Genomic DNA, 19,535 nt, shown 5'->3' with positions numbered 1-19,535 from the left:
GCCCGAAATAATACGAATACGAAAAATGTTAATATCAGCCCCGCCCACTATTCGAGAACGAAAGGTGGTACGTTCGTGATAGCAAACCGACAGATAATCAGCCTTCTTGCCATCGGGGCATGCCTGGTCATCGCGATGGCGTGCGGCTGCACCGATACGGGCACCAGTGCGCAGGCCGGCACCGGACAGGAGACCGGAACACATGAGATGATCACCGTCACCGACGGCCTCGGAAGGGAGGTCACCGTTCCGAAGAGCCCCGACCGGGTCGTCTGCTCCAACTCCGGGTGCCTGAGGTACCTCACCTACCTGCAGGCGCAGGATGCGGTGGTCGGGGTCGACAGCATCGAGATCGAGGAGACCATATTTGATGCCCGGCCGTATGCCCTTGCAAACCCCCAGTTTAAGGACTATCCCTTGATCGGAGAGTTCCGCGGCAAGGACGATCCGGAGAAGATCGTCGCGGCCAACCCACAGGTGATCTTCAAGACCCAGCTCATCTCTCCCGAGGAGGCGGATGAGCTCTCGGAGAAGACCGGCATTCCCGTCATCGCCCTTAACTACGGATCGCTCTCCGCATACCGGGCCGACATGGACGCATCCCTCCGTCTGATGGGGGAGGTCATGGGTAAGGAAGACCGGGCGGAAGAGGTGATCGCCTACTTCGATGCGGCGATTGCGGATCTGAACGCGAGAACCGCCGACGTCCCGGAGGATGAGCAGCCGACGACCTATGTGGGCGGCATCGCCTACCGCGGTCCGCACGGATTCCAGTCCACCGAACCCGCCTATCCGCCGTTCATCTTTGTGAACGCGGACAACGTCGTGGCCGAACTGGGAACCGAGCATGCGGATGTTGCCAAGGAGAAGATCGTCGAATACAACCCCGACGTCATCTTCGTTGACCTCTTCACGCTCCAGACAGACCCGACCGCCATCGATGAACTTGCGGACGACCCGTCCTACCAGGCACTCGGCGCCGTTCAGGCGGGCGAGGTCTATGGCGTCCTGCCCTACAACTGCTACACGCAGAATCACGGGAGCATCCTTGCGGATGCCTATTACATCGGCAGCGTCCTCTATCCGGGCCGTTTTGCGGACATCGACCCCACAGGAAAGGCAGATGAGATTTATACGTTCCTCGTCGGCGAGCCCGTCTTCGACGAGATGAGCGCAGAGTTTGCAGACCTTGCCTTCACCCGGCTGGAGATCTGATTTCAAACAAAAATCATCGCATCCCGCCATGAAAGTCAGCACCCACTCACGAGGAGAGAACACATGCACCTGAATGACGGCACCGTCCCGGAAGAATATCTGAAATATACCGGAAGGAAGATTTCCATAATCCTCACCGGTATTGCCCTCCTCTTTGTACTCCTCGTGTACTCGATCTCGGTGGGGGCCGTGGGCATACCTCCGCTGGAGGTGATCCAGACCCTTCTCGGGCAGCACGCATCGCCCCAGTGGCAGACGATCATATGGAACATCCGGCTCCCCCAGGCGCTCGCGGGGATCGTTGCCGGAGCGGGGCTCGCCGTTGCCGGTGTTGCGATGCAGTCCATCCTCAGAAACCCCCTCGGGTCGCCCTACACCCTTGGTATCTCCAATGCCGCGGCATTCGGAGCCGCCTTCTCCGTGATCGTCCTGGGGACCGGCACGATGCACAGTACCGGTGCCGATGCCATCGTCCTCAACAACCCGTACATCACCACCATCGTCGCCTTCGTCTTCTGCCTGATTGCAACGGCAATCATCCTCCTGATCTCGAAGCTCCGTGGGGCCTCCCCCGAGGTGATGGTGCTCGCGGGGATTGCCATCGGCTCGCTCTTTACCGCAGGGACGATGTTTCTCCAGTACTTCGCCGATGACGTGCAGCTTGCGGCCGTCGTCTTCTGGACGTTCGGCGACGTGGGACGGGCGGACTGGGGCGAACTGATCTTCATGGCGGTCGTTACCGCCATATGTTCCATCTACTTCCTCTACCATTCCTGGAACTACAATGCAATCGATGCCGGAGACGAGACGGCGAAGGGGCTCGGGGTGAATGTCGAGCGCATCCGCCTCGTGGGCATGGTCGTCTCCTCCTTTTTATCGGCGGTCATCATCTCCTTTTTGGGCGTCATCGGATTCGTGGGCCTCGTCTGCCCCCACATGACCCGCCGGCTCATCGGTGACGACCACCGCTTCCTCATTCCGGGAACGATCGTCACCGGGGCCCTCCTCCTCCTCGCAGCGGACACCGCCGCACGGCTCATCCTCGCACCGCATATCCTGCCGGTGGCCATCCTGATGGCATTTCTGGGGGCGCCGGTCTTCATCTATCTCCTCATACGGGGGTATACCAGATGATCCTCGACATCAATGGCGTAGAATTCCAGTACAACAGCAGAAAAGTCCTCGAGGACGTCTCATTTTCCGTCCGGCCGAATGAGGTGCTCACCATCCTCGGCCCGAACGGCGTCGGCAAGACCACGCTTCTCAAGTGCATCAACCGCATCCACCATCCGAAGGCAGGCTCCATCCTCGTGGAGAACGAGGACATCATGAAGGTGAGCCTCCCCGAGGTCGCAAAGAAGGTGGGATACGTGCCGCAGCACTGCGAAAAGGGACGCCTGACCGCCTATGACGCCATCCTCCTCGGCAGGCGCCCCCACATCACCTGGAACACCTCCGAAAAGGACCTGCGGATGGTGGAGGCGGTCATCCGCCGCCTCAATATGCAGGATCTTGCGATGCGCTACATCGACGAGATGAGCGGCGGCGAACTCCAGAAGATCTCCATCGCCCGTGCCATCGTTCAGGAACCGAAACTCCTCCTCCTCGACGAACCGACGAGCAGCCTCGACCTGAAAAACCAGCAGGAGATCCTGAAGATCGTCTGCGAGGTGGTGCGGGGCCATACGGTTGCGGCCGTCATGACGATGCATGACATCAATACGGCGCTTCGGTTCTCCGATCGGTTCATCCTGCTCAAAAACAATGCGATATATGCCAGCGGCGGACCGGAGATCATCACCTCCGAGACCATTCGCGAGGTCTACGAGGTGGAGGTCGAGGTAGAGACCCTGAAGAGCGGACCGGTCGTCGTCCCGGTCTGCTGAAAAGACGCCGCCGCTTCCGACCGGGTTCGTTGGATGAACCCACCTGAAGGGCCGAAAAAATAGTTATTCTTTGAGATGGTCCGCTTCACTGCACGGAACACAGAAGTGTTTTCCGTCCCGTTCGACGGCCCGTGCGGGCATCACCGGTTCACCGCAGCCGGCACAGATGACGGAGACCTGTACCTTCGCCTTCGGGATCTCCGGTGCGGGAATCATGGTGACGGAGTAGACCTCCTCCTGCGGGCCATGGAGATAAACGTCGATCATCCTCTCCTTGGATGCCTCGGCGGCCGCCAGCTGTTCGGGGGTTGCAGTCCCGGCAAAGACCGCCATCCGTGCCGCCCAGCCTTCCGGGTCCCTCGCATCCATGGCAGCCTCGGGACGCACCGCCACGCGGACGGCCTTCCCGGTGGCCCGGTTGAAAAAGGAGAACGCCTGCTTTCCGTAGTTATGAATAATCAGGTTTCCTTTCCCTGCCGTACACCCTGAGACGAACTGGATACCATCCACGCCACAGGCATCGGTCTCCGCGATGCAGACGAGGTCTTCGTCCTCGGCCCTTCCGGCAGTGAGCACCTCGCGTGCGATAACGGCCACACGGACTCCGATTGCAAGTCCGGGGCAGGAATGTCCGTGAAATACGACCGCTTCCTGAAACATCTGGTCAATATCCTTCATTACCCATATCTTGGCGCTGATAACGGATATGCATTCTTCCCTGCCTTCAATGCCGGACATTTCCAAGGGCTGAAAGCGCCCCGGCATCATCCGGCCAACCCGGGATATCCGGGGGGGCACCCCATCTCATTCTACCCGGTTTCCTGACCTGGCAAGGAGGCACCCCAGCCCGAAGGCCGCGACTACCGCAAGGACGCCCGCCGGCGATTCCGTCGGGACCGGGGATGCCGGTGTCGTGGGAAGCAGTGTCGGCGCCGGAGTGATGATCGTCGGCGTCGGAACCACAATCACCGTCGGGGTCGGGACCGGCCCCTCCGTCAGCTGGATGGTGCCCGAGAAGGTCCGCTGGTTCCGGGGGCTCTCCACCTCCACGATGTAATAGCCGGGATTCCATCCGGCCGTGTCAATGGAAAACTCCCAGGTATTCAGGGGACTGCCGGGCTGGACGATCAGGCTGCCCGTCGCCCCCGAATACGGCGCCTGCACCGTCTTTGGCGTCGGACCAAACTCAGCCGAACGGACGGTGTAGATGAGCTGGTTACCCACGGCCATATTCGTATATCCGCCAAAACTCAGGATGCTTCCCACCTGGTAGACACCGGTCCCGGCGTTCTCCACCTCCACAAAGGCGTTCTCCAGCATGAACGAGGTCTGGAAATACGTGTCATCGATGTTCGGCGAGCTGAGCATATTGACGAGGGCAAGCGCTGCCTGCCCCCCCGTCAGCGCCCCGGACCCCGCTATGATAAATGACGTCCCGTCCGCCGAGACGACGCTCACCTGTCCCGGTCCCGGGTAATCCGTTCGTGGTTCGGCGTCCAGACGCCCGTTGCCCATCGGATGCTGGACGATGACCTGGTACATCCCGACCGACATCTGCGAGGTCTCCCCTCCCGGCAGGGTATACGTAAAGCTGCTCCCTTCCGTCTGTACCACATCATACTTCCAGTAATTCGGTCCGAAGGTCCAGACCGCAAGGCCGGGCTGCGGGTTTCCCGTCGCCACCCCCGTCAGAACGTACGGATCTCCCTTTGCCACATTCGATACCGTCTCCGCCGCACAGGGCAGAATGATCACCATGCAGGCCACGGCAAGCACTGTGAAATGACGCCATGCCGAAGAGACGCCACGCCTCCCCGAAGTGTTTGGTTTCATCCCATCCATCTCCGGTGGAGAGATGTCAAAAGGGTATAAATAGATACCTGCGACGGATTATTCGGTCGCCGTTACGTCCTTTACAATCCCGAGGACGTACTTGAGTTCGCCTGACGAGGAGAAGAGGGGCACCTTCTTGATGCTGACGGTCCGCTCGCCCTTGCCGGGAATGTAGCAGGGCATCCTGTCCGTTTCGAACTCCTGCCGGGTGGTGATCGCCTCGTTGTCCCCCGTTGCAAGCACCCTGCACAGGGCGGGGGGGAAGATGTCCACGCACCGCTTCCCGGTGATGAGATCCGCATCCGCGCCGAAGTTCACTTTGAACGATCGGTTGAAGAATATGATATTGTGGGTGCGTGATTCCGTCACGAAGACCATCGCGGGGATATTCTGGAGAATGGAATGGAGAAATGTCTTCCATTTGAGCACACGGCGTGCGGCGGCCCGGCGTTCGGAAACATCACGGCATACGGCCCTGAATCCGGCGAGGTTCCCCAGCTCGTCAAATTCGGGGGAGATGCTTGCCTCCACGTCGATGGTATGGCCGTCATGATGCCGCATGGCGACAGTGATCACCGCCCCCCCGTTTCCTTCCTCCGCCGCGTCGGTGAGACGGGCAATGACCCTCTCCTCCTCACCGGGAAGGAGATAATCGAAGATCCTCCTCCCGAGCAGATCTTCTGGTTCATACCCGAGAATACGCTCGGTGCGCGGGCTTGCATAGTTGAAGGTCCAATCATCATCGATGATCCATATGGCGTCATTGATCTGCTCGACAAGGGCGCGATACTTCTGTTCCGATTCCCTGAGGGCCTCTTCCGCCCGGCGCCGTTCGGTGATGTCCTCGAGCATCACCGTCACCCCCGGAATTCCGGAGTTAAGGACGGTCGGGATGATCTTTACCCGGTAGAAGAGTTCGCCGTCGACCCTGACATATCTGAGTTCATCCACCGACTCGGTTCCCTCCATGGCATCGCGGAGGCGGGCGGTGATGAGAGGGTGATCAAAGGCGACGAGAGCGGAATCACGCATTGGAATGCCGCAGATAACCTCCCGTTTCTCCTGAACAAAGCGGCAAAGGGCATCGTTGGTCTCCACCACGATGAAGTCACGGTCCAGAACAAAGACCATGTCGGAGGCAAAGTTCATCATCGACGAGATGGGGACGCGCTGCGAGAGGTAGAAGACCTTGGCTTTCCCGTACGTCTTCATCTCCACCTGTCCCGAGATCAGCAGCATATCGAGATAGCGGGACACCGTATTCCGGTTGACCGATATTTCCCCGGCAATGTCGGAAACCGACATTCCTTTTGGGTTAGCTTTGAGGATCTCAAGAATCCGGGATAATTCTTCAGGAAAGTCGCAGCCCATAGTTCAGCAGATATTGCACACGTCGTTTATTATAGATTTCGTTGATGCTTCGCATAACGCAAGGTCACAACGCCACACTCAATGCTTGGCGTTAGAAGAAAGTATTAAATATACATGGCTCATATCTATGATCAGTACCAGTCCGAAGCGACTGGGAACCGATACCCATACTCCATTCCAGCGAGGTCTATCACCTACACCGAACAGGAATGACATGGAACGGCCACCCACCATGGTCGGTTCCATACCCACCTCCTGAACCAGTGAATCAGGGATGGTCGGGGGCACCCTACACACCACACCTCTCAACAACACGCAACACGAACACCAACACCAACACACGTACCACCATAATCAAGCACAAGGAACCGCCCCCGACAACTGCACCAATCCCCCATGAGTGTGATTCCATATCACCTCATTTCATTCCTTCTGCAATGTTCACACCGGAACACTGCGCATTTCTTTCAAATCTTCGCACCACAATCAGTATGCACCGCCCACATTCCCTGGAGACGGTATTTCGCATCTCCACCATCCCATCTTCGCCGGGCATTTCCTCCGGGTCCGGCCATCCGTTCCCAAGCCGCCGAAGTGATCTCCCGGACGTATCTTTGGGGAACCATGCCTGTTCCGGGCGCCCCCTTCTGCGGCAGGGAGGCATGGCTTCCGGGACATCCCCACGATTCGTCACCGCAGGCACCGGATCATTTCAGGAAGTGCCGGGACACGCAGATTGTAAAAAAGCGTGCAGTCGACGCACACGAAGAAAAATATTGGGTTGACGAGGGACGCGTAACCTACGGACGGGGTCTTGCGGTTTTACCGCTTGCGGTATCCCTCAAGTTCGATGAGACGGATATCGATCTCCTCGAGGGTGTTTTTAGACGACGCAAATTCACGCCGCATATCCTGCGATATCCCCCCCTCCTCCTCGCTTACCTGCCCCATGCGGGCAATGGTTGCCTTGAGGGAGCCGCAGAGGTCCCCGACCTCACCGATGATCTTTTCCGAGGTCCTGAAATCGCGGAGGATTTTTTCATAACGGTGAACGGCGAGTTTCTCATCGGAGATGTTCCGTATCTGGATGGCGACGCTGTCCAGTACCCCGTTTGAGGATGAATACGGCATATACTCAAGCGCAAAGACCGCCGCTCCCGTCGCCGTCTTGACGGCCTTTTCGGTGGCAAAGCTTCTGGCATCATTGATGATCTCCTCGATGATACCGGCATCCCCGATGAAAAATTCCGGCAGCGCCCGGTGCAGCCCGATGCCTTCCACCGGTGCGTCACGGCCGAAATACCGGCAGAGGCGTGCAAATGCGTCGTTGAATGATGTGATGGAGAGATCCCCCGTCACGCTCACAAAGGGCGGTCGCATCGCCCGGATAAGGGCGTCCGTACTCCCTCCGGCGTTTGTCACCCCCCGGATGGGGACCGTGGTGTGCGGCGGCGTCTCCATGACAAAGGCGATCTCCATGATCCGGGTGCTTCCCTCTTCGCGGATCAGGCCCGTGGAGAGCATCATCGGGAACCGCTCCCCCTTCTTGGTGCGTATATTGATCATCGAGGGGAAGGAGACCATCGATCCCGCATGTTCCGTCGAGACGAGGAGCTTCTCCATCAGGGTGTCCCTGCCGGGGATGGTGACGCCCAGGGCGGTGAAGACCTGCATCCCCTTCACCTCTGCGAGGGGATAGCCGGTCAGGCGCTCAGCCTCGAGGTTCATGCGTATGATGCGGCCTTTGGGGTCGGCGATGACCACGGCCTCCGGGATGATATTGAGGGCGGAATCCACCATATCATTGGCATCATCCTCCAGTTTGGAGCGCACCCGGTGCTTGTGGATGGCCATCTCGATATTGGAGTAGAGGTCGCGTTCGTTGAACGGTTTGATGAGGTAGCCGTACGGGCGTGAGCGGATGGCGCGGGCGAGGGTTTCCTTGTCGGAATGGGCGGTGATGAAGATGACCGGAATGTTGAACCGTGTCGAGATCTCCTCGGCGGCGGTGATCCCGTCGACCTCTCCTTTCAGGTGAATATCCATCAGAACGATATCCGGATGCGTCTTCTCGGCGAGGAGGACCGCATCCTCCCCCCGGAATACGGTCCGCAGCACCGAATATCCGAGATGCTCAAGGGTTTCCTTGAGCTCCATCGCGATGATCGCCTCATCCTCTACAACCAGTATCTTCCGTTTTGGCATGCCTCACCCCGAAACCCCGGGGAAGCGCACATTCACCGCTCCCCGGACGCCTGATTAAATGAATATTATCTCAGTAATCGTGATAATAATTGGCATTCCCGTCATCAGAGGGATAGCGGGCTTTTCATGAGAGGCGGCAGGTGATGCACGGCCCCCGAGACGATCGACGACTCCTCGAGCATGAGGTTGACCCGCTCGTGCCGGCCGGCATGCCGAAAGTCCGTACGAAGGGCGAAGACCGGGATGCCCATCGCCGAAGCGTAGCCCATCTCCCATGCCGTTCCCGAATCGGCGTCCGCACCGTCGATCACCGCAACGACCAGGTCCGCCTCGGCGAGGGCCGCGAGGTTCTGATCATAGATCGCCCGGGTGTGGTCAGCCATCCGTTCCGGCGAGCTGTCCCCGGTCTCCTGCGGGAGGTGCACCCTGAACCAGTGCTCTTCGAGAATGTCGGCCAGCCGGCGGTTGAAGTCCCGTTCCGCTTCGGAGAAGAGCGGCGCGGCGAGATAGACCCGGTACCGGGCAAATGCAAGGACGTCGATTGCAGGAATATCGGGGAACCGTGTCAGAAACGCTCCGCGTCCTTCACGGCGGATATCATCGGTCTCGTACCAGCGGTCGACCCCGCAGGTGGGGGACGAATTGACGCCCACGATACAGACCGGCGGTCCCCGCCGGGCAATCAGGTTCCGGACCTCCCGTTCCGCCTCATCGCAGACTGCCTCGAATTCCGGGGTGTCCAGCCGTCCGCGGTAGGGCCCCGGGGCCCGGGGGGTGCCGAGATAGGCCGTCTCCGTGCAGGGGAGGGAGACTGCCTCCACCCCGAATTCCCGGCAGCGGTCGAGCGCCGCTGCAAAGGCCCTGAGATCATCATCACGCGTGATCCCATCCGCACGGAGGGTGGGATCGCATATGCAGGGGCTTACAAGGACATACATTGATATCCCTATTGTTCCCATCCCATGTAAGATTCATGATACCTCTCCTTGCCTACCGCGACAACTCCTGCGACCCGAAGAAATGCTCGGTGAAGAAACTCGGCCGCCTCGGGTATGTCAGGGTGGTCGATTCGCTGAAAAAAATCCCGAAATCCAGCCTCATTCTCGACCCAAATGCGAAGCAGGCACTCTCCCCCGCCGATAAGGGGGTGCCGTCGATCACGGTTTTGGACTGTTCATGGGAGGTGCTCGACGACATCGTGGTGCGGACCTGGCCGCTTCGCCGTGCACTCCCCTTCCTCGTTGCCGCCAATCCGGGCCATTTCGGGCGCCCCTGCATGCTCAACTCGGTCGAGGCGCTCGCCGCCACCCTCTGGATTCTGGGAGAGGAAGAGCAGGCGACGGAGATCCTCGCCCGCTTCGGCTGGGGCATGCGGTTTCTTGAGGTGAACGCCGAACCATTGCGGGAGTATGCCGCCGCCCGCGACTCGGCGGAAGTCGTCGCGATTCAGGAGTGCTATCTCTAAGGGAAAAAAAGGAAGGCTCCGGACGACATTTGCGGCAGGGACTGCTGAATATTTTTATTTTTCCCTTTTTTTCGCAAAAGATTTAAGGAATGGCAAAAATCTCCTATTACTAACTACCTGAGGGTATATCGGGGGAAAAAGATGAAGACATGGAAAATACTGATGGGGATCCTGCTGGCCTGCGTGCTGGTGATGCCGACGCCGGCGCCGATGCCGAGTGTGGATGTGGATGCGAACTGGACTGCCGGAGTGAAGGATCTCGGCGATACGGTGGATTATTCTGCTGTCTCCTTCGACAACGGCGGACGTGCACATATGGGGATTGCGTTTTCAGATGGAGTAGTCTGGCATTTAAATTACGTGAATGAACTGCTATCCGGAGATTTCTCAATAGTGAATGGGCCGAGTGGACCGTCACTCTTGGGAGAAGAGCATGTGGTCGGCCCCGCAGGCGCCGTTTCCACCGGCGGGACGCAGTATATGAGCTACCTCTATACCGATAGCTCCCTCGTTATGAGTCAACTCTGGCTCTCCTATAGCGACGACGGTGTAACGTGGCATCAAAGTATCATCGTACCATCCTTCTTAGCCACAACCGGAGATGACAGCTGGACGGCAATCGCACTCGACAGTTCTGAAAATGTCCATATCATCTACAAAAATCCGGTCACAGGAGTTCTCACCCACGCCTGGTACAATGAACCCGCGTGGGAAAACGACCCGATTGCACCCAATGCCGGACCCGTCCCATCAGTGGCGGCAACACCGGGTGGCGGCCTTCTCGTCAGTTACTTCGATACAGCCACCACCTCGCTCAGGGTCATTGCATATGATCCCTCCGGAGGGTGGGACGTTGCCGGGGCGACAGACATATTCTCCACACCCATCCCCATCACCCAGCATGCCATCGCCGTCGATAGTGCCGGATACGGGCGGCTGCTCTTTGTGGCCCAGCTCTCCGACCTCGACGGCGAGAAATTGTACCTTGCAGAGCAGGATGCAGGAGGATGGAGCACCGGCCCGGCAATCGACGGATCAACGATTGCCACGCAATTCCGCGGGGTGGATCTCGCAATGGACGGGACCACCGTCCACGGTGCCTACTCGATGATTGAAGGCGGACTCAACACGCTGCGGTATGTGACCGGCAGCAGCGGAACACTTGAAACGTCGGCGCTGGCTGCTCCCGCCGATACTCCTCCCTACAACTACTACTTCGCATATCCTGGCATTTCGTATGACGGCGAAAAACCGGTTATCGGTTCGTGTTTCTTCAATAACGAAAGCAATTCACTCCTGTATGTACTCCGCCCCGTCTTCAACCCCACCTTCACCGCCGAACCCTCCTCGGGAGAGGCCCCCCTCACCGTCACCGTGACGGCGACCTCCCCTCTCGTCACCCCGTCCTCGGTCGCGTGGGACTTCGGCAACGGTGACACCGGCACCGGGATGACCGACACCACGGTCTATGACGGCCCCGGAAGCTATACGATCACGATGAGCGCGACCTCCGAAACGGCCAGCGTCATCAGGGAGCAGACCATAACGGTCACCGCTCCTCCCATGGGCGACGATTCCACTCTTCCCGAACCGGAGAGCCAGCGGGCTTCCTCCACAGAGGGCGGACCCGGTAATATGACATGGGCCACCTTCAACTTCACGAGCGAACCGGTGAAGGCAATCGAAATCCTCGGATATGTCGTCCCGGAGGACACGGTCGCTTCGGTGCTCAGCCTGAACGGGCCACCCGATGACACGGTGCCCTCCGGACAGGTCTGGCGCTATCTGGAGATGAGCCTTGCCGGCATCACGAAGACAGACGTGCTCGGCGCATACATCAGATTCAGAATTCCCGAACAGGTGATTCTCTCCTCCGGCTACACCACGGAGGATGTCGCCCTCGTGCACCTGACGGAGGACGGGTGGGAACTCCTTCCGACGATACTCGAGAAGAAGGAGGGGGCCTATGTCTACTACCGCGCCTATACGCCGGGTTTTTCTTACTTTGCGATCATCTTTGACGAGAAGGCCACCATCCGCGACCTGCCCGAGCTCGAACAGGTGATCGAAGAGAATGTCTCAGGCAACGATGAACAGACGGTCGAACCGGAAGCGACCCCCACCGGGAAAGACGCCAATGTCACAGCCACTCCGGAGGTAACGCCCACCGAACCGACGGCAACCCCCATCCCCTCGGTGACGGTCCCCGTCCCGGAGACGACCCCCACCCAATCCCCCGCACCCCTTGCCACACTCATTGGCGGTCTTGCGGCCTGTGGTGTATGGGCGGCATGGCGGCGAAAATAACCGACATTCTTCTTCTTTTTTCGGCTGAACAGAGCAAGGAACACAGGGATCGATCCATGTCTGCCTCCCCATCTTCAGGGGGAATGCAGATCTTCAGGGCCGGGTAATTCCGCTCGCTGCTCAGGTTCACCGTCCGGCGATGCCGATTACTATCGCCAAAAAATGTTTTTGAGGGAGAATTCGGCGTATTATTCGCATTCCTCGAAGGAGGAATCGATAAATTATATAAACCTATGTTTACATACAAATTTCCTTCATACGTGAATAGAACGGAAATTTTCCGTAGGTATGTGTTTTTTATGAATCATTCAGGAATTTTCTTCAGAGCAGCGGTGCTGCTCTTCATCGGTGCCCTCCTCGTACTGCCGGCGGCGGCATACGACTGGAGCATCACCGATGTGGGAGCGGGACCCTCATTCCACCTCGGCACCGAGCGTGCGGTATCGTATCTGAACACAGACGGGGAGTACGTCTCCATCGTCTATTCGACGGAAACCGGCGGAAATGTCGCCTTCTATGTCTACCGCAATGCCGACGGCACCGAGGAGACGAACGAGATCTTCCATGTTCCCTCGTCCTGGGAGAATATGGGAGTGGATGGCGGCTACGCCCACTACGCCCTGACGATCACCGAGACGCTTCTCAACTCCCCGCAGGCCACCCCGTATGTCATCGGTACCTTCAACAACTACACCCCCGAGGTGAATGTCGGCCAGGTCTTCTTCTCCGATGCAGAGGGCGGGGCAGGTGCCTACAACCTCTCCGCCGTGGTGATGGAGGAGATGGACATCAACTTCTGGGAGCAGTCCCTTGCCTCCGCCGCATGGCGGGACGGTGAGTCCGACAAGGTCGGCATCGTCTACTTCAGGGGCAACCCCGGCGACGAGAGATACTCCATCGTCTACCGCGAGGGAACGCCAACGGGCGGCGCCACCCCCGCCTTCGGTGATGAGACGGTGATAGCACAGGTGGACTACCCCGGTGTCTGTGCCTTCTCCCGCGGCGATGACGGGCGCCTGCACGTCCTGTATTCATACTGCACCTCCGGCGGAGGGGAGGGGCTGGTCTACGCCTACTCCACCAACGGTGGCACGGTATGGACCAGCGCAGATGCGGTTCATAACTGGGAGGGATATTCCTTCGGCAGCGTCGCCATTGCCGCGACCGATGACGGCCTTGCCCATTTCCTCTTCACCAACAGGCTCAATCCGGGCACCTACCGGGTTCTCTACGGACGTTCGGACAGCCTCCTTTCATATCGCTATTTCCAGATGGATCTGGAACCGGTTACCTTCTACACGGGGCTTGCCCCGGATCTCTCCATTGCCGTCGGCAGTGACGGAATGGTCCGGGCGGCCTTCCCCCTCAGTCCCGCCGAGGGCGCTGACGAGCTGATGTACGCCACATACAACCCTGAAACGGACTGGACATCGGAGACCGTTGCCACCTATACCACCATCTCCCGCTGTTCCCTTGCCGTCCAGTCCGACGGAGAGACCGATGTTCCGGTCATCGCCTATGAGGCATCGGCCGGAGAGGGATCCCTCATCGCGTATGCAATGCCGGACTCCTCCCCCGCCTTCACCCTCGCCGCCGACCCCACGACCGGAGAGACCCCCCTCGCAGTGACCTTCAATCTGACCCAGAACAGAGAGAACGGCGCCGTCCGGAGTGGTGACGAGTACCTGCTGGGCTTCTTCACCTTCGGTGACGGCACCTATGGCCGCATGCTCTGGAATGTGGACGACCCGTACACCGCCGCCCACACCTACACGGGGGCCGGGAGTTATGCGACCGCACTGACCGTCTTCGGCATCGACACAACAGAGATGGAAGATTACGACCTCAGCGAAGATGATATCGGCAACCTCACCCCTATCAGTGCACAGGTCATGGCCGGGACAATAATGCCGGTGTACGCCGTCGTCGTGGACGACTGCCCCACCATCACCGTGACGGCCGCGACGCCGACCCCCGCCCCCGTGGTCATCGTCAATGACGACGACGATTCACCCGACCTGACGAAGACGCCGACGCCGACTCCCGAACCGACGCCAACCGTCGGCGAAGATAATGCAACCGCCGCCGAACCGACGGAGACACCCACGCCTGAGCCGTCCGTAACGGCGACACCGGAACCGACCACCGTTCCGGAGGTCACCCCGACGATCGAACCGACGGACAACGGGCCCGTACCCGTCGGGCCGATTGAACAGGCTGCCCAACAGAACACCACCGGCGGCTTCCCGTGGGTCTGGGGCATCATGATCGTGGTGATCATAGGAGCGGGTGCATTCTTCCTGATGAACAGCCAGAAGAAATAATTCTGTTTTCCCGGGCAGGGGCCTCCCCCCCCCTGTTTTTATCCCACCGCATCCCACCGTTCTTCCTTCCCTGAATCGCAATTCCTTCTCCTGAAGAAAAGCTACATAACCCCGCAGGTAGAACGAAGCACCATTGAGGAGTGAAATACGATGATTCGACGAATTACCATCCTGTGCTGTTTTGCAGGACTGCTCTGTGCCTGCCTCTGCATCCTGCCGGCCCTTGCCGCGGGCGAGGACGCACCAGTTGACTTTGCCGCCATCCCGGTCACCGGCCCGCCGCCCCTGCAGGTCACCTTCTCGGCCTTCGCCCCCGGCGCGGACACCTGGGACTGGACGTTCGGGGACGGGACCGGCGTCAAAGGGTCGACTCCGGAGAAGGAGGTCCCTGTCCATACCTACCTCGAACCGGGCGTCTACACGGTCACCCTGACCGCCTACGCCGGCAACGCCTATCTGGGAACGGAGAAGAAGGAGGCCTATATCGTCGTCAGCGGCGGGGGCATCACCCCGTCCTCCACCGAACCGGGAGCGGTGAACCGGGCGGACTTTTCCGCGACGCCGAAGTCCGGCCCGGCCCCCCTGACCGTATATTTCCAGGGAACGAACGCCGCCGATGTGAGGAACGGCTGGGCGAACGAGTGGGTGTGGGACTTCGGCGACACCTATCTTTTGCCCGAAGAACGCACCGACATCTCCAACCCGGTCCATACCTACACCTTCCCCGGCCTCTACACCGTCTCCCTCACCATTAAGGGGACCGGCGGGCGTGAAGATGCAGTTGTCAAGAAGGACTTCATCGTCGTCGGGGGAATTACCCCCGTCACCCCCCTCGAGATTCCGCCCGATTTTGTCGCAGAACCGCTCAACGGAACGGCACCCCTGACGGTACAGTTCACCTCGTCCGCCCCCGGTGCGGACCGCTGGGCGTGGGACTTCGGGGACGGAAACGGCAGTGTAGGAAACGGTGCGGGCGAGGAACACCCGGCACACACCTACACCACTCCCGGCACCTATACCGTCAGGATGAGTGTCTGGACGGCTGATGCGTACCTCGCCATGGTCGAGAAGGAGGGCTACATTACCGTCGATGCGGCCCCGCCCACCCCGACGGAGACGCTCCCGACAAAGACCCCGGTGGGAACCCCCATTCCGGCGACCACCCCCTGCCCGACGGAGACACCCTTCCCGGCATGGATGGCAGCCGCGGGGCTCGGTGGCGCCGTTCTCCTTCTGGGACGCGGCAACCGCCGTGGCTGACCGGTTCCTCCCTTCCTTTTCTTTGATCCCTGCCGTACTCCGGGGTCCTTGCGTGCGATACGTGCGGACCTCCATGTTCCCCCCCGGCCTGCACAACGCCGGAACCAGCACACCCCGGTCTCCCCCGGACGCCGCTGCCTGTATCCGGATGCCTCCCACACATTTTTCAGCCCTGCCGGGCGATGCGATGAGAACACGGAAAGGAGAGCCACTTTGTGACTTCGTGCGGTCAGGGGGGAAACAGCACGTCTCGATAACAAATACCGGGGAGAAAAAAAAGGTGGGGTCTGTTCCTCAGGACACAAGCGACAGGAGCATGGAGAGGCTTCCGCCGAAGTCCGATGAGAGCAGGATCATCCCGAGCGAGAGGATGATGAGGACAGCAAAGACCACCGGCGACCAGGCGATCACCTTTCTGCCGTCGAGGATGCTGATGGGCAGCAGGTTGAAGAAGGCAATCATTCCGTTCACCGAGAGGCCCATGGTGCCCAGCACTACGAGGGGCCAGAGGGCAAGGGCCGCTCCTGTGAGGAGGACGACCACGAAGACCGCGCCGAGGACGAGATTGACAATAGGCCCTGCAACCGACACCTTCCCGTTCTCTTCCTTGGTCATCTCCCGGCCGGGCGGGACGTAGATCATCGTCGCACCCGGGGCCGCAAAGACCACGCCGACGAGGGCCGCAAGCGCAACGGCGATGAGCAGCATCTGGTTGTCCTTTCGAAACGCCGCCCAGTACCCGAACTTCATTGCGGTGAACTTGTGAGCGAGTTCATGGAGGATGAACCCGAGGCCGACGGTGACGACCGAACTTAGAAAGACGACCACCAGGAAGACCGGTGTCCACCCTCCGCGGATAAAGACGAGGGTAAAGGCGAGCGACAGTGCCACACACGCGATGATCAGGTCCTTTCGCTCTTCAGGCCTGATTAGGTCGAGCATTTTTTGCATAGATCTCTTCCCAGTACTCTGCCGCGAAGGGTTATCAATGGTCGGGTCCTGCATCGCCGCCACCCCGTTTCCTTTCCGCCCACGGCATAAGAATTAATGGGGAAGGGAGCAGAAGCACTGGTAATGACACTTGAGGCGTTACGCGAGGAGATCGCGTCCGTTGACCGAAAAATCATCGACCTCATCGCCGACCGCCAGGCACTCGCTGCCCGGATGGCGGAGTTCAAGCATCATGAAGGGCTGCCGGTGATCGATTCCCGCCAGCGGGAGGGGGTCCTCTCCCGTGCCTTTGACTATGCAGTGGAGAAAAACATCGATCCGGTCGAGACGAGAACCATCTTCGCCCTTCTTATCCGGATGAGCGAGGAACGGCAGCACGAATTTCTTGGGGAGGGCAACCTCCCCTGAACAAGGCTGAAGACAAAACGGTGTGGTCGGGCCGCCTAGGTATCATCGCCCGGGTGGATGCCAGAGTGCCGGATGAGATATTCCCTGATTTTTGAGGATTCCAGGCATCCCTGATCGAGGCGGTTTATTATCCGGTCGATCTCTTCCGCCTGATCGACCACCTTCTCCGTGTGCTCCCAGTCGTCGAGGACCGCATACCCCACGATCACCTGGAGCGGATTTCGGATATGATCGTTGATGATGGAGAGCTGTTCGATATTCTTCTCAATCTGTGCAAGCGCCTCAAGCTTCTCCGCCTCGAGGCGCCGTGAACGGATGGCAAACCCGATGTCATTGGCAAGGGCGCCGAGCGTGTCGATCTCCGGGTCGGTGATCGAGACACTTGGCCGGAGGTAGACCGTAATCGCCCCGATGATCTCCTCATCTGCGGTCATCGGGAAGTTGATCACCTGAATCGGCCTCTCGTCACCTTCCGTCTCCTGCCATTCATCATATTCCACAAGGCCGCTCCGGGTGGCGCGATCTGCCCCGCCGGCGGAACGGAGATATGCCCTGTGCATCGGTTCATAGGCCTCGACTGAGATCTTCCGGTAGACGAGGCCAGACCCTTCAATGATGGAGATGGCGATCACGTAGTATTCATCAAGTGCGGTAAATTCACTGCAGACCCGCTGGATCAGGAACCCGGTGTCGCGTTCATAGACGACCGCCTGGTTGATCTCGTTGACCGTTGCGAGGAGAAGGCTGCTCTGCCGGGTCCCGGTCTGGTCGGCGATGGAGAGAATCAACTGCTGTGTCCCCGGGATGCGGGCGATGGTACAGAAGGTGTCCCGGTACATCCCCGTGGCATCGATGAGGCGAATGTTGCCCCTGAACCGTGCATCGGGCCCCTCCTTTGCAGCAACGGCACCCAGATCCCCAAACCGCTCCTCGGGAACCGTGATGTCGTCAAACCGCATCTCTCCCGAGAGGAGCGCCGCCTTCGGGTACCCGAATGTCGTTTCAACTTCATTGTTTGCATTGCGGATGGTGCCGTCGTCGTCCACCACGAGCATCGCCGTCCCGGTGTTCTCAAAGAGGGTTCTGTAGAGCTCTTCCGACCGGATAATCTTCTTTTGTGCCTCCTTTCTCAGGGATATATCCCGCAGTATCGAGAGGATGACCGTACTCCCGTGGAGATCAAAGGCTACGGCAGTCACATCCGCGGGAAAGACCGATCCGTCCCGGCGGCGGCATTGTACTTCTTCCCGGAAGGTCCGGGCCGTCCCCTCCCGGACCGTTTCAAGCCAGTGCGGCATGGCCTGCGGGGCACTCACGACCAGATCGAGGGGAGTCATCACAGCCATCTCCTCGCGCTCATACCCGAAGAGATCCAGGGTATACCGGTTTATCTCGAAGAACGGATCGAAGGTCAGGTCGTCATTGAGCCCATTGACCAGGATGCCGTCCCGGGCATGGCTGAAGAGGGCCCGGAACTTCTCCTCTGACGAACGAAGCGCCTTTTCCATCTCCCGCAGCGAGGTGATGTCACGCCCGCTGCAGAGGTATGAGCCGCTCTTCCCCTTCTCGCCGAAATGTCCGCTCACGTTCCACTGGAACATCCGCATGATGCCATCCGCACCTCGGGCCCGCAGTTCCATAACCCCCGACGGGTGTGAGGGGCTCAGGCTCCGGAAGAACGTATCGAGAAGGGCACTCTCCTCAGGAGGGTATTGTTCATGATAGGACATGCCGATGATCTCATCCGCGGAGGCGCCAAAGAACCGGCAGTAGGCGGCATTGACAAAGCTGTAGGTCCCGTCGCTCTCTATCATCGCAACGAGGTCATTCTGGTCATCGAGAAGGCCGAGATACTTCTCCTTTTCACTGCTCAGCCGCAGCGAGAGGATGGAAACGATGACCCCCACTGCAACGATTACCACCGAACGGCCGTAGGCATTGATCACCACATCGGGAACAGGGCCCATGATGGTCGTCACCAGCACCAGGTACACCGAACCGATCAAAACGGAGAGGGCCATTCCCTCACGCGGATACCGGTACGCGGCAAAAACAATTGGTATATAGAATAAATGAGGCAGAAGCGTGGTAATCCCATTGAAAAGACCAATAATAACTATTGCAAATACAAAAAGCGTGACAAATCCGATTATCAGGAAGAATTGAGGATTATCTTCAGAAATAAAAGACCTGACCTGATTTGCCGCGTTGCGCATTATACGATACGTGGTATCAGATTTTATATATATTTACTCAATCAATCCGGATAATACGTCCAAATTAAAGACGAAATAATGATTACCTTAATAA

The 19,535-nt window shown here is 59.1% G+C and carries 15 protein-coding genes; 8 read left to right on the top strand and 7 right to left on the bottom strand.

Translation table 11 applies throughout. The features are described from left to right. Positions 1-135: 135 nt before the first annotated feature. From AZH53_RS08890 to AZH53_RS08880, 3 genes are all read left to right on the top strand, one after another. Positions 136-1,215: an iron ABC transporter substrate-binding protein gene (locus AZH53_RS08890; RefSeq protein ID WP_406600388.1), complete on the top strand. Its 1,080-nt coding sequence runs from the start codon at positions 136-138 to the stop codon at positions 1,213-1,215. Between the two features lie 63 nt (positions 1,216-1,278). Then, positions 1,279-2,349 carry a FecCD family ABC transporter permease gene (locus AZH53_RS08885; RefSeq protein ID WP_319643160.1) on the top strand — a complete coding sequence of 357 codons (1,071 nt, stop codon included), beginning with the start codon at positions 1,279-1,281 and terminating at the stop codon, positions 2,347-2,349. Continuing rightward, positions 2,346-3,101 (top strand): ABC transporter ATP-binding protein, encoded by a 756-nt coding sequence (locus tag AZH53_RS08880; RefSeq protein ID WP_319643159.1) that lies wholly within the window; start codon positions 2,346-2,348, stop codon positions 3,099-3,101. The genes AZH53_RS08885 and AZH53_RS08880 overlap by 4 nt, the downstream gene beginning before the upstream one ends. Before the next feature lie 63 nt (positions 3,102-3,164). On the opposite strand, the gene AZH53_RS08875 is transcribed toward AZH53_RS08880, so the two are convergent. The 5 genes from AZH53_RS08875 to AZH53_RS08855 all read right to left on the bottom strand — a co-directional run bounded on the left by AZH53_RS08875 (position 3,165) and on the right by AZH53_RS08855 (position 9,448). Further along, positions 3,165-3,779, bottom strand: a complete 615-nt coding sequence (locus AZH53_RS08875) for an FmdE family protein (RefSeq protein WP_319643158.1) — start codon at positions 3,777-3,779, stop codon at positions 3,165-3,167. Positions 3,780-3,905: 126 nt separating this feature from the next. Next, entirely contained in the window at positions 3,906-4,934 is a 1,029-nt protein-coding gene (locus tag AZH53_RS08870; protein ID WP_319643157.1) for a hypothetical protein, read from the bottom strand. 57 nt (positions 4,935-4,991) lie between these two features. Then, positions 4,992-6,305 carry a PAS domain S-box protein gene (locus tag AZH53_RS08865; protein WP_319643156.1) on the bottom strand — a complete coding sequence of 438 codons (1,314 nt, stop codon included), beginning with the start codon at positions 6,303-6,305 and terminating at the stop codon, positions 4,992-4,994. An 822-nt stretch (positions 6,306-7,127) separates the two neighbouring features. Next, positions 7,128-8,510: an ATP-binding response regulator gene (locus AZH53_RS08860; RefSeq protein ID WP_319643155.1), complete on the bottom strand. Its 1,383-nt coding sequence runs from the start codon at positions 8,508-8,510 to the stop codon at positions 7,128-7,130. 104 nt (positions 8,511-8,614) lie between these two features. Further along, positions 8,615-9,448 (bottom strand): nucleoside 2-deoxyribosyltransferase, encoded by an 834-nt coding sequence (locus AZH53_RS08855; RefSeq protein ID WP_319643154.1) that lies wholly within the window; start codon positions 9,446-9,448, stop codon positions 8,615-8,617. A 35-nt stretch (positions 9,449-9,483) separates the two neighbouring features. On the opposite strand from AZH53_RS08855, the gene AZH53_RS08850 reads away from it, so the two are divergent. From AZH53_RS08850 to AZH53_RS08835, 4 genes are all read left to right on the top strand, one after another. Then, positions 9,484-9,975 carry a DUF367 family protein gene (locus tag AZH53_RS08850; protein ID WP_319643153.1) on the top strand — a complete coding sequence of 164 codons (492 nt, stop codon included), beginning with the start codon at positions 9,484-9,486 and terminating at the stop codon, positions 9,973-9,975. A gap of 141 nt (positions 9,976-10,116) precedes the next feature. Then, on the top strand, positions 10,117-12,282 hold the full coding sequence (locus tag AZH53_RS08845; RefSeq protein WP_319643152.1) for a PGF-pre-PGF domain-containing protein: 2,166 nt from the start codon (positions 10,117-10,119) through the stop codon (positions 12,280-12,282). A 299-nt stretch (positions 12,283-12,581) separates the two neighbouring features. Next, entirely contained in the window at positions 12,582-14,606 is a 2,025-nt protein-coding gene (locus tag AZH53_RS08840; RefSeq protein WP_319643151.1) for a hypothetical protein, read from the top strand. 150 nt (positions 14,607-14,756) lie between these two features. Continuing rightward, the gene (locus AZH53_RS08835; RefSeq protein ID WP_319643150.1) at positions 14,757-15,866 is read left to right on the top strand and encodes a PKD domain-containing protein; all 1,110 of its coding nucleotides are present in this window, start codon (positions 14,757-14,759) and stop codon (positions 15,864-15,866) included. Positions 15,867-16,160: 294 nt separating this feature from the next. Here the strand turns inward: AZH53_RS08835 and AZH53_RS08830 are convergent, their stop codons facing one another. After that, the gene (locus AZH53_RS08830) at positions 16,161-16,817 is read right to left on the bottom strand and encodes a zinc metalloprotease (protein WP_319643149.1); all 657 of its coding nucleotides are present in this window, start codon (positions 16,815-16,817) and stop codon (positions 16,161-16,163) included. A 123-nt stretch (positions 16,818-16,940) separates the two neighbouring features. On the opposite strand from AZH53_RS08830, the gene AZH53_RS08825 reads away from it, so the two are divergent. Then, the gene (locus AZH53_RS08825) at positions 16,941-17,225 is read left to right on the top strand and encodes a chorismate mutase (protein ID WP_319643148.1); all 285 of its coding nucleotides are present in this window, start codon (positions 16,941-16,943) and stop codon (positions 17,223-17,225) included. 35 nt (positions 17,226-17,260) lie between these two features. On the opposite strand, the gene AZH53_RS08820 is transcribed toward AZH53_RS08825, so the two are convergent. Further along, complete coding sequence (locus AZH53_RS08820; protein WP_319643147.1) at positions 17,261-19,246, bottom strand: PAS domain S-box protein; 1,986 nt, start codon at positions 19,244-19,246, stop codon at positions 17,261-17,263. Between the last annotated feature and the right edge of the window lie 289 nt (positions 19,247-19,535).

The sequence above is a fragment of the Methanovulcanius yangii genome (genome assembly GCF_018687785.1).
GTDB lineage: Archaea > Halobacteriota > Methanomicrobia > Methanomicrobiales > Methanomicrobiaceae > Methanovulcanius > Methanovulcanius yangii.
The sequence above is the reverse complement of the archived record's forward strand: the minus strand, read 5'-3'. Positions and strand labels throughout refer to the sequence as shown.

Bases quoted from the DNA above. Each gene is read 5' to 3' on its own strand.
- AZH53_RS08880 (WP_319643159.1), top strand. From the start codon at position 2,346: ATGATCCTCGACATCAATGGCGTAGAATTCCAGTACAACAGCAGAAAA.
- AZH53_RS08885 (WP_319643160.1), top strand. From the start codon at position 1,279: ATGCACCTGAATGACGGCACCGTCCCGGAAGAATATCTGAAATATACC.
- AZH53_RS08875 (WP_319643158.1), bottom strand. From the start codon at position 3,779: ATGAAGGATATTGACCAGATGTTTCAGGAAGCGGTCGTATTTCACGGA.
- AZH53_RS08830 (WP_319643149.1), bottom strand. From the start codon at position 16,817: ATGCAAAAAATGCTCGACCTAATCAGGCCTGAAGAGCGAAAGGACCTG.
- AZH53_RS08840 (WP_319643151.1), top strand. From the start codon at position 12,582: ATGAATCATTCAGGAATTTTCTTCAGAGCAGCGGTGCTGCTCTTCATC.
- AZH53_RS08820 (WP_319643147.1), bottom strand. From the start codon at position 19,246: ATGGCCCTCTCCGTTTTGATCGGTTCGGTGTACCTGGTGCTGGTGACG.
- AZH53_RS08825 (WP_319643148.1), top strand. From the start codon at position 16,941: ATGACACTTGAGGCGTTACGCGAGGAGATCGCGTCCGTTGACCGAAAA.
- AZH53_RS08855 (WP_319643154.1), bottom strand. From the start codon at position 9,448: ATGTATGTCCTTGTAAGCCCCTGCATATGCGATCCCACCCTCCGTGCG.
- AZH53_RS08860 (WP_319643155.1), bottom strand. From the start codon at position 8,510: ATGCCAAAACGGAAGATACTGGTTGTAGAGGATGAGGCGATCATCGCG.
- AZH53_RS08845 (WP_319643152.1), top strand. From the start codon at position 10,117: ATGAAGACATGGAAAATACTGATGGGGATCCTGCTGGCCTGCGTGCTG.
- AZH53_RS08870 (WP_319643157.1), bottom strand. From the start codon at position 4,934: ATGAAACCAAACACTTCGGGGAGGCGTGGCGTCTCTTCGGCATGGCGT.
- AZH53_RS08865 (WP_319643156.1), bottom strand. From the start codon at position 6,305: ATGGGCTGCGACTTTCCTGAAGAATTATCCCGGATTCTTGAGATCCTC.
- AZH53_RS08850 (WP_319643153.1), top strand. From the start codon at position 9,484: ATGATACCTCTCCTTGCCTACCGCGACAACTCCTGCGACCCGAAGAAA.
- AZH53_RS08835 (WP_319643150.1), top strand. From the start codon at position 14,757: ATGATTCGACGAATTACCATCCTGTGCTGTTTTGCAGGACTGCTCTGT.
- AZH53_RS08890 (WP_406600388.1), top strand. From the start codon at position 136: ATGGCGTGCGGCTGCACCGATACGGGCACCAGTGCGCAGGCCGGCACC.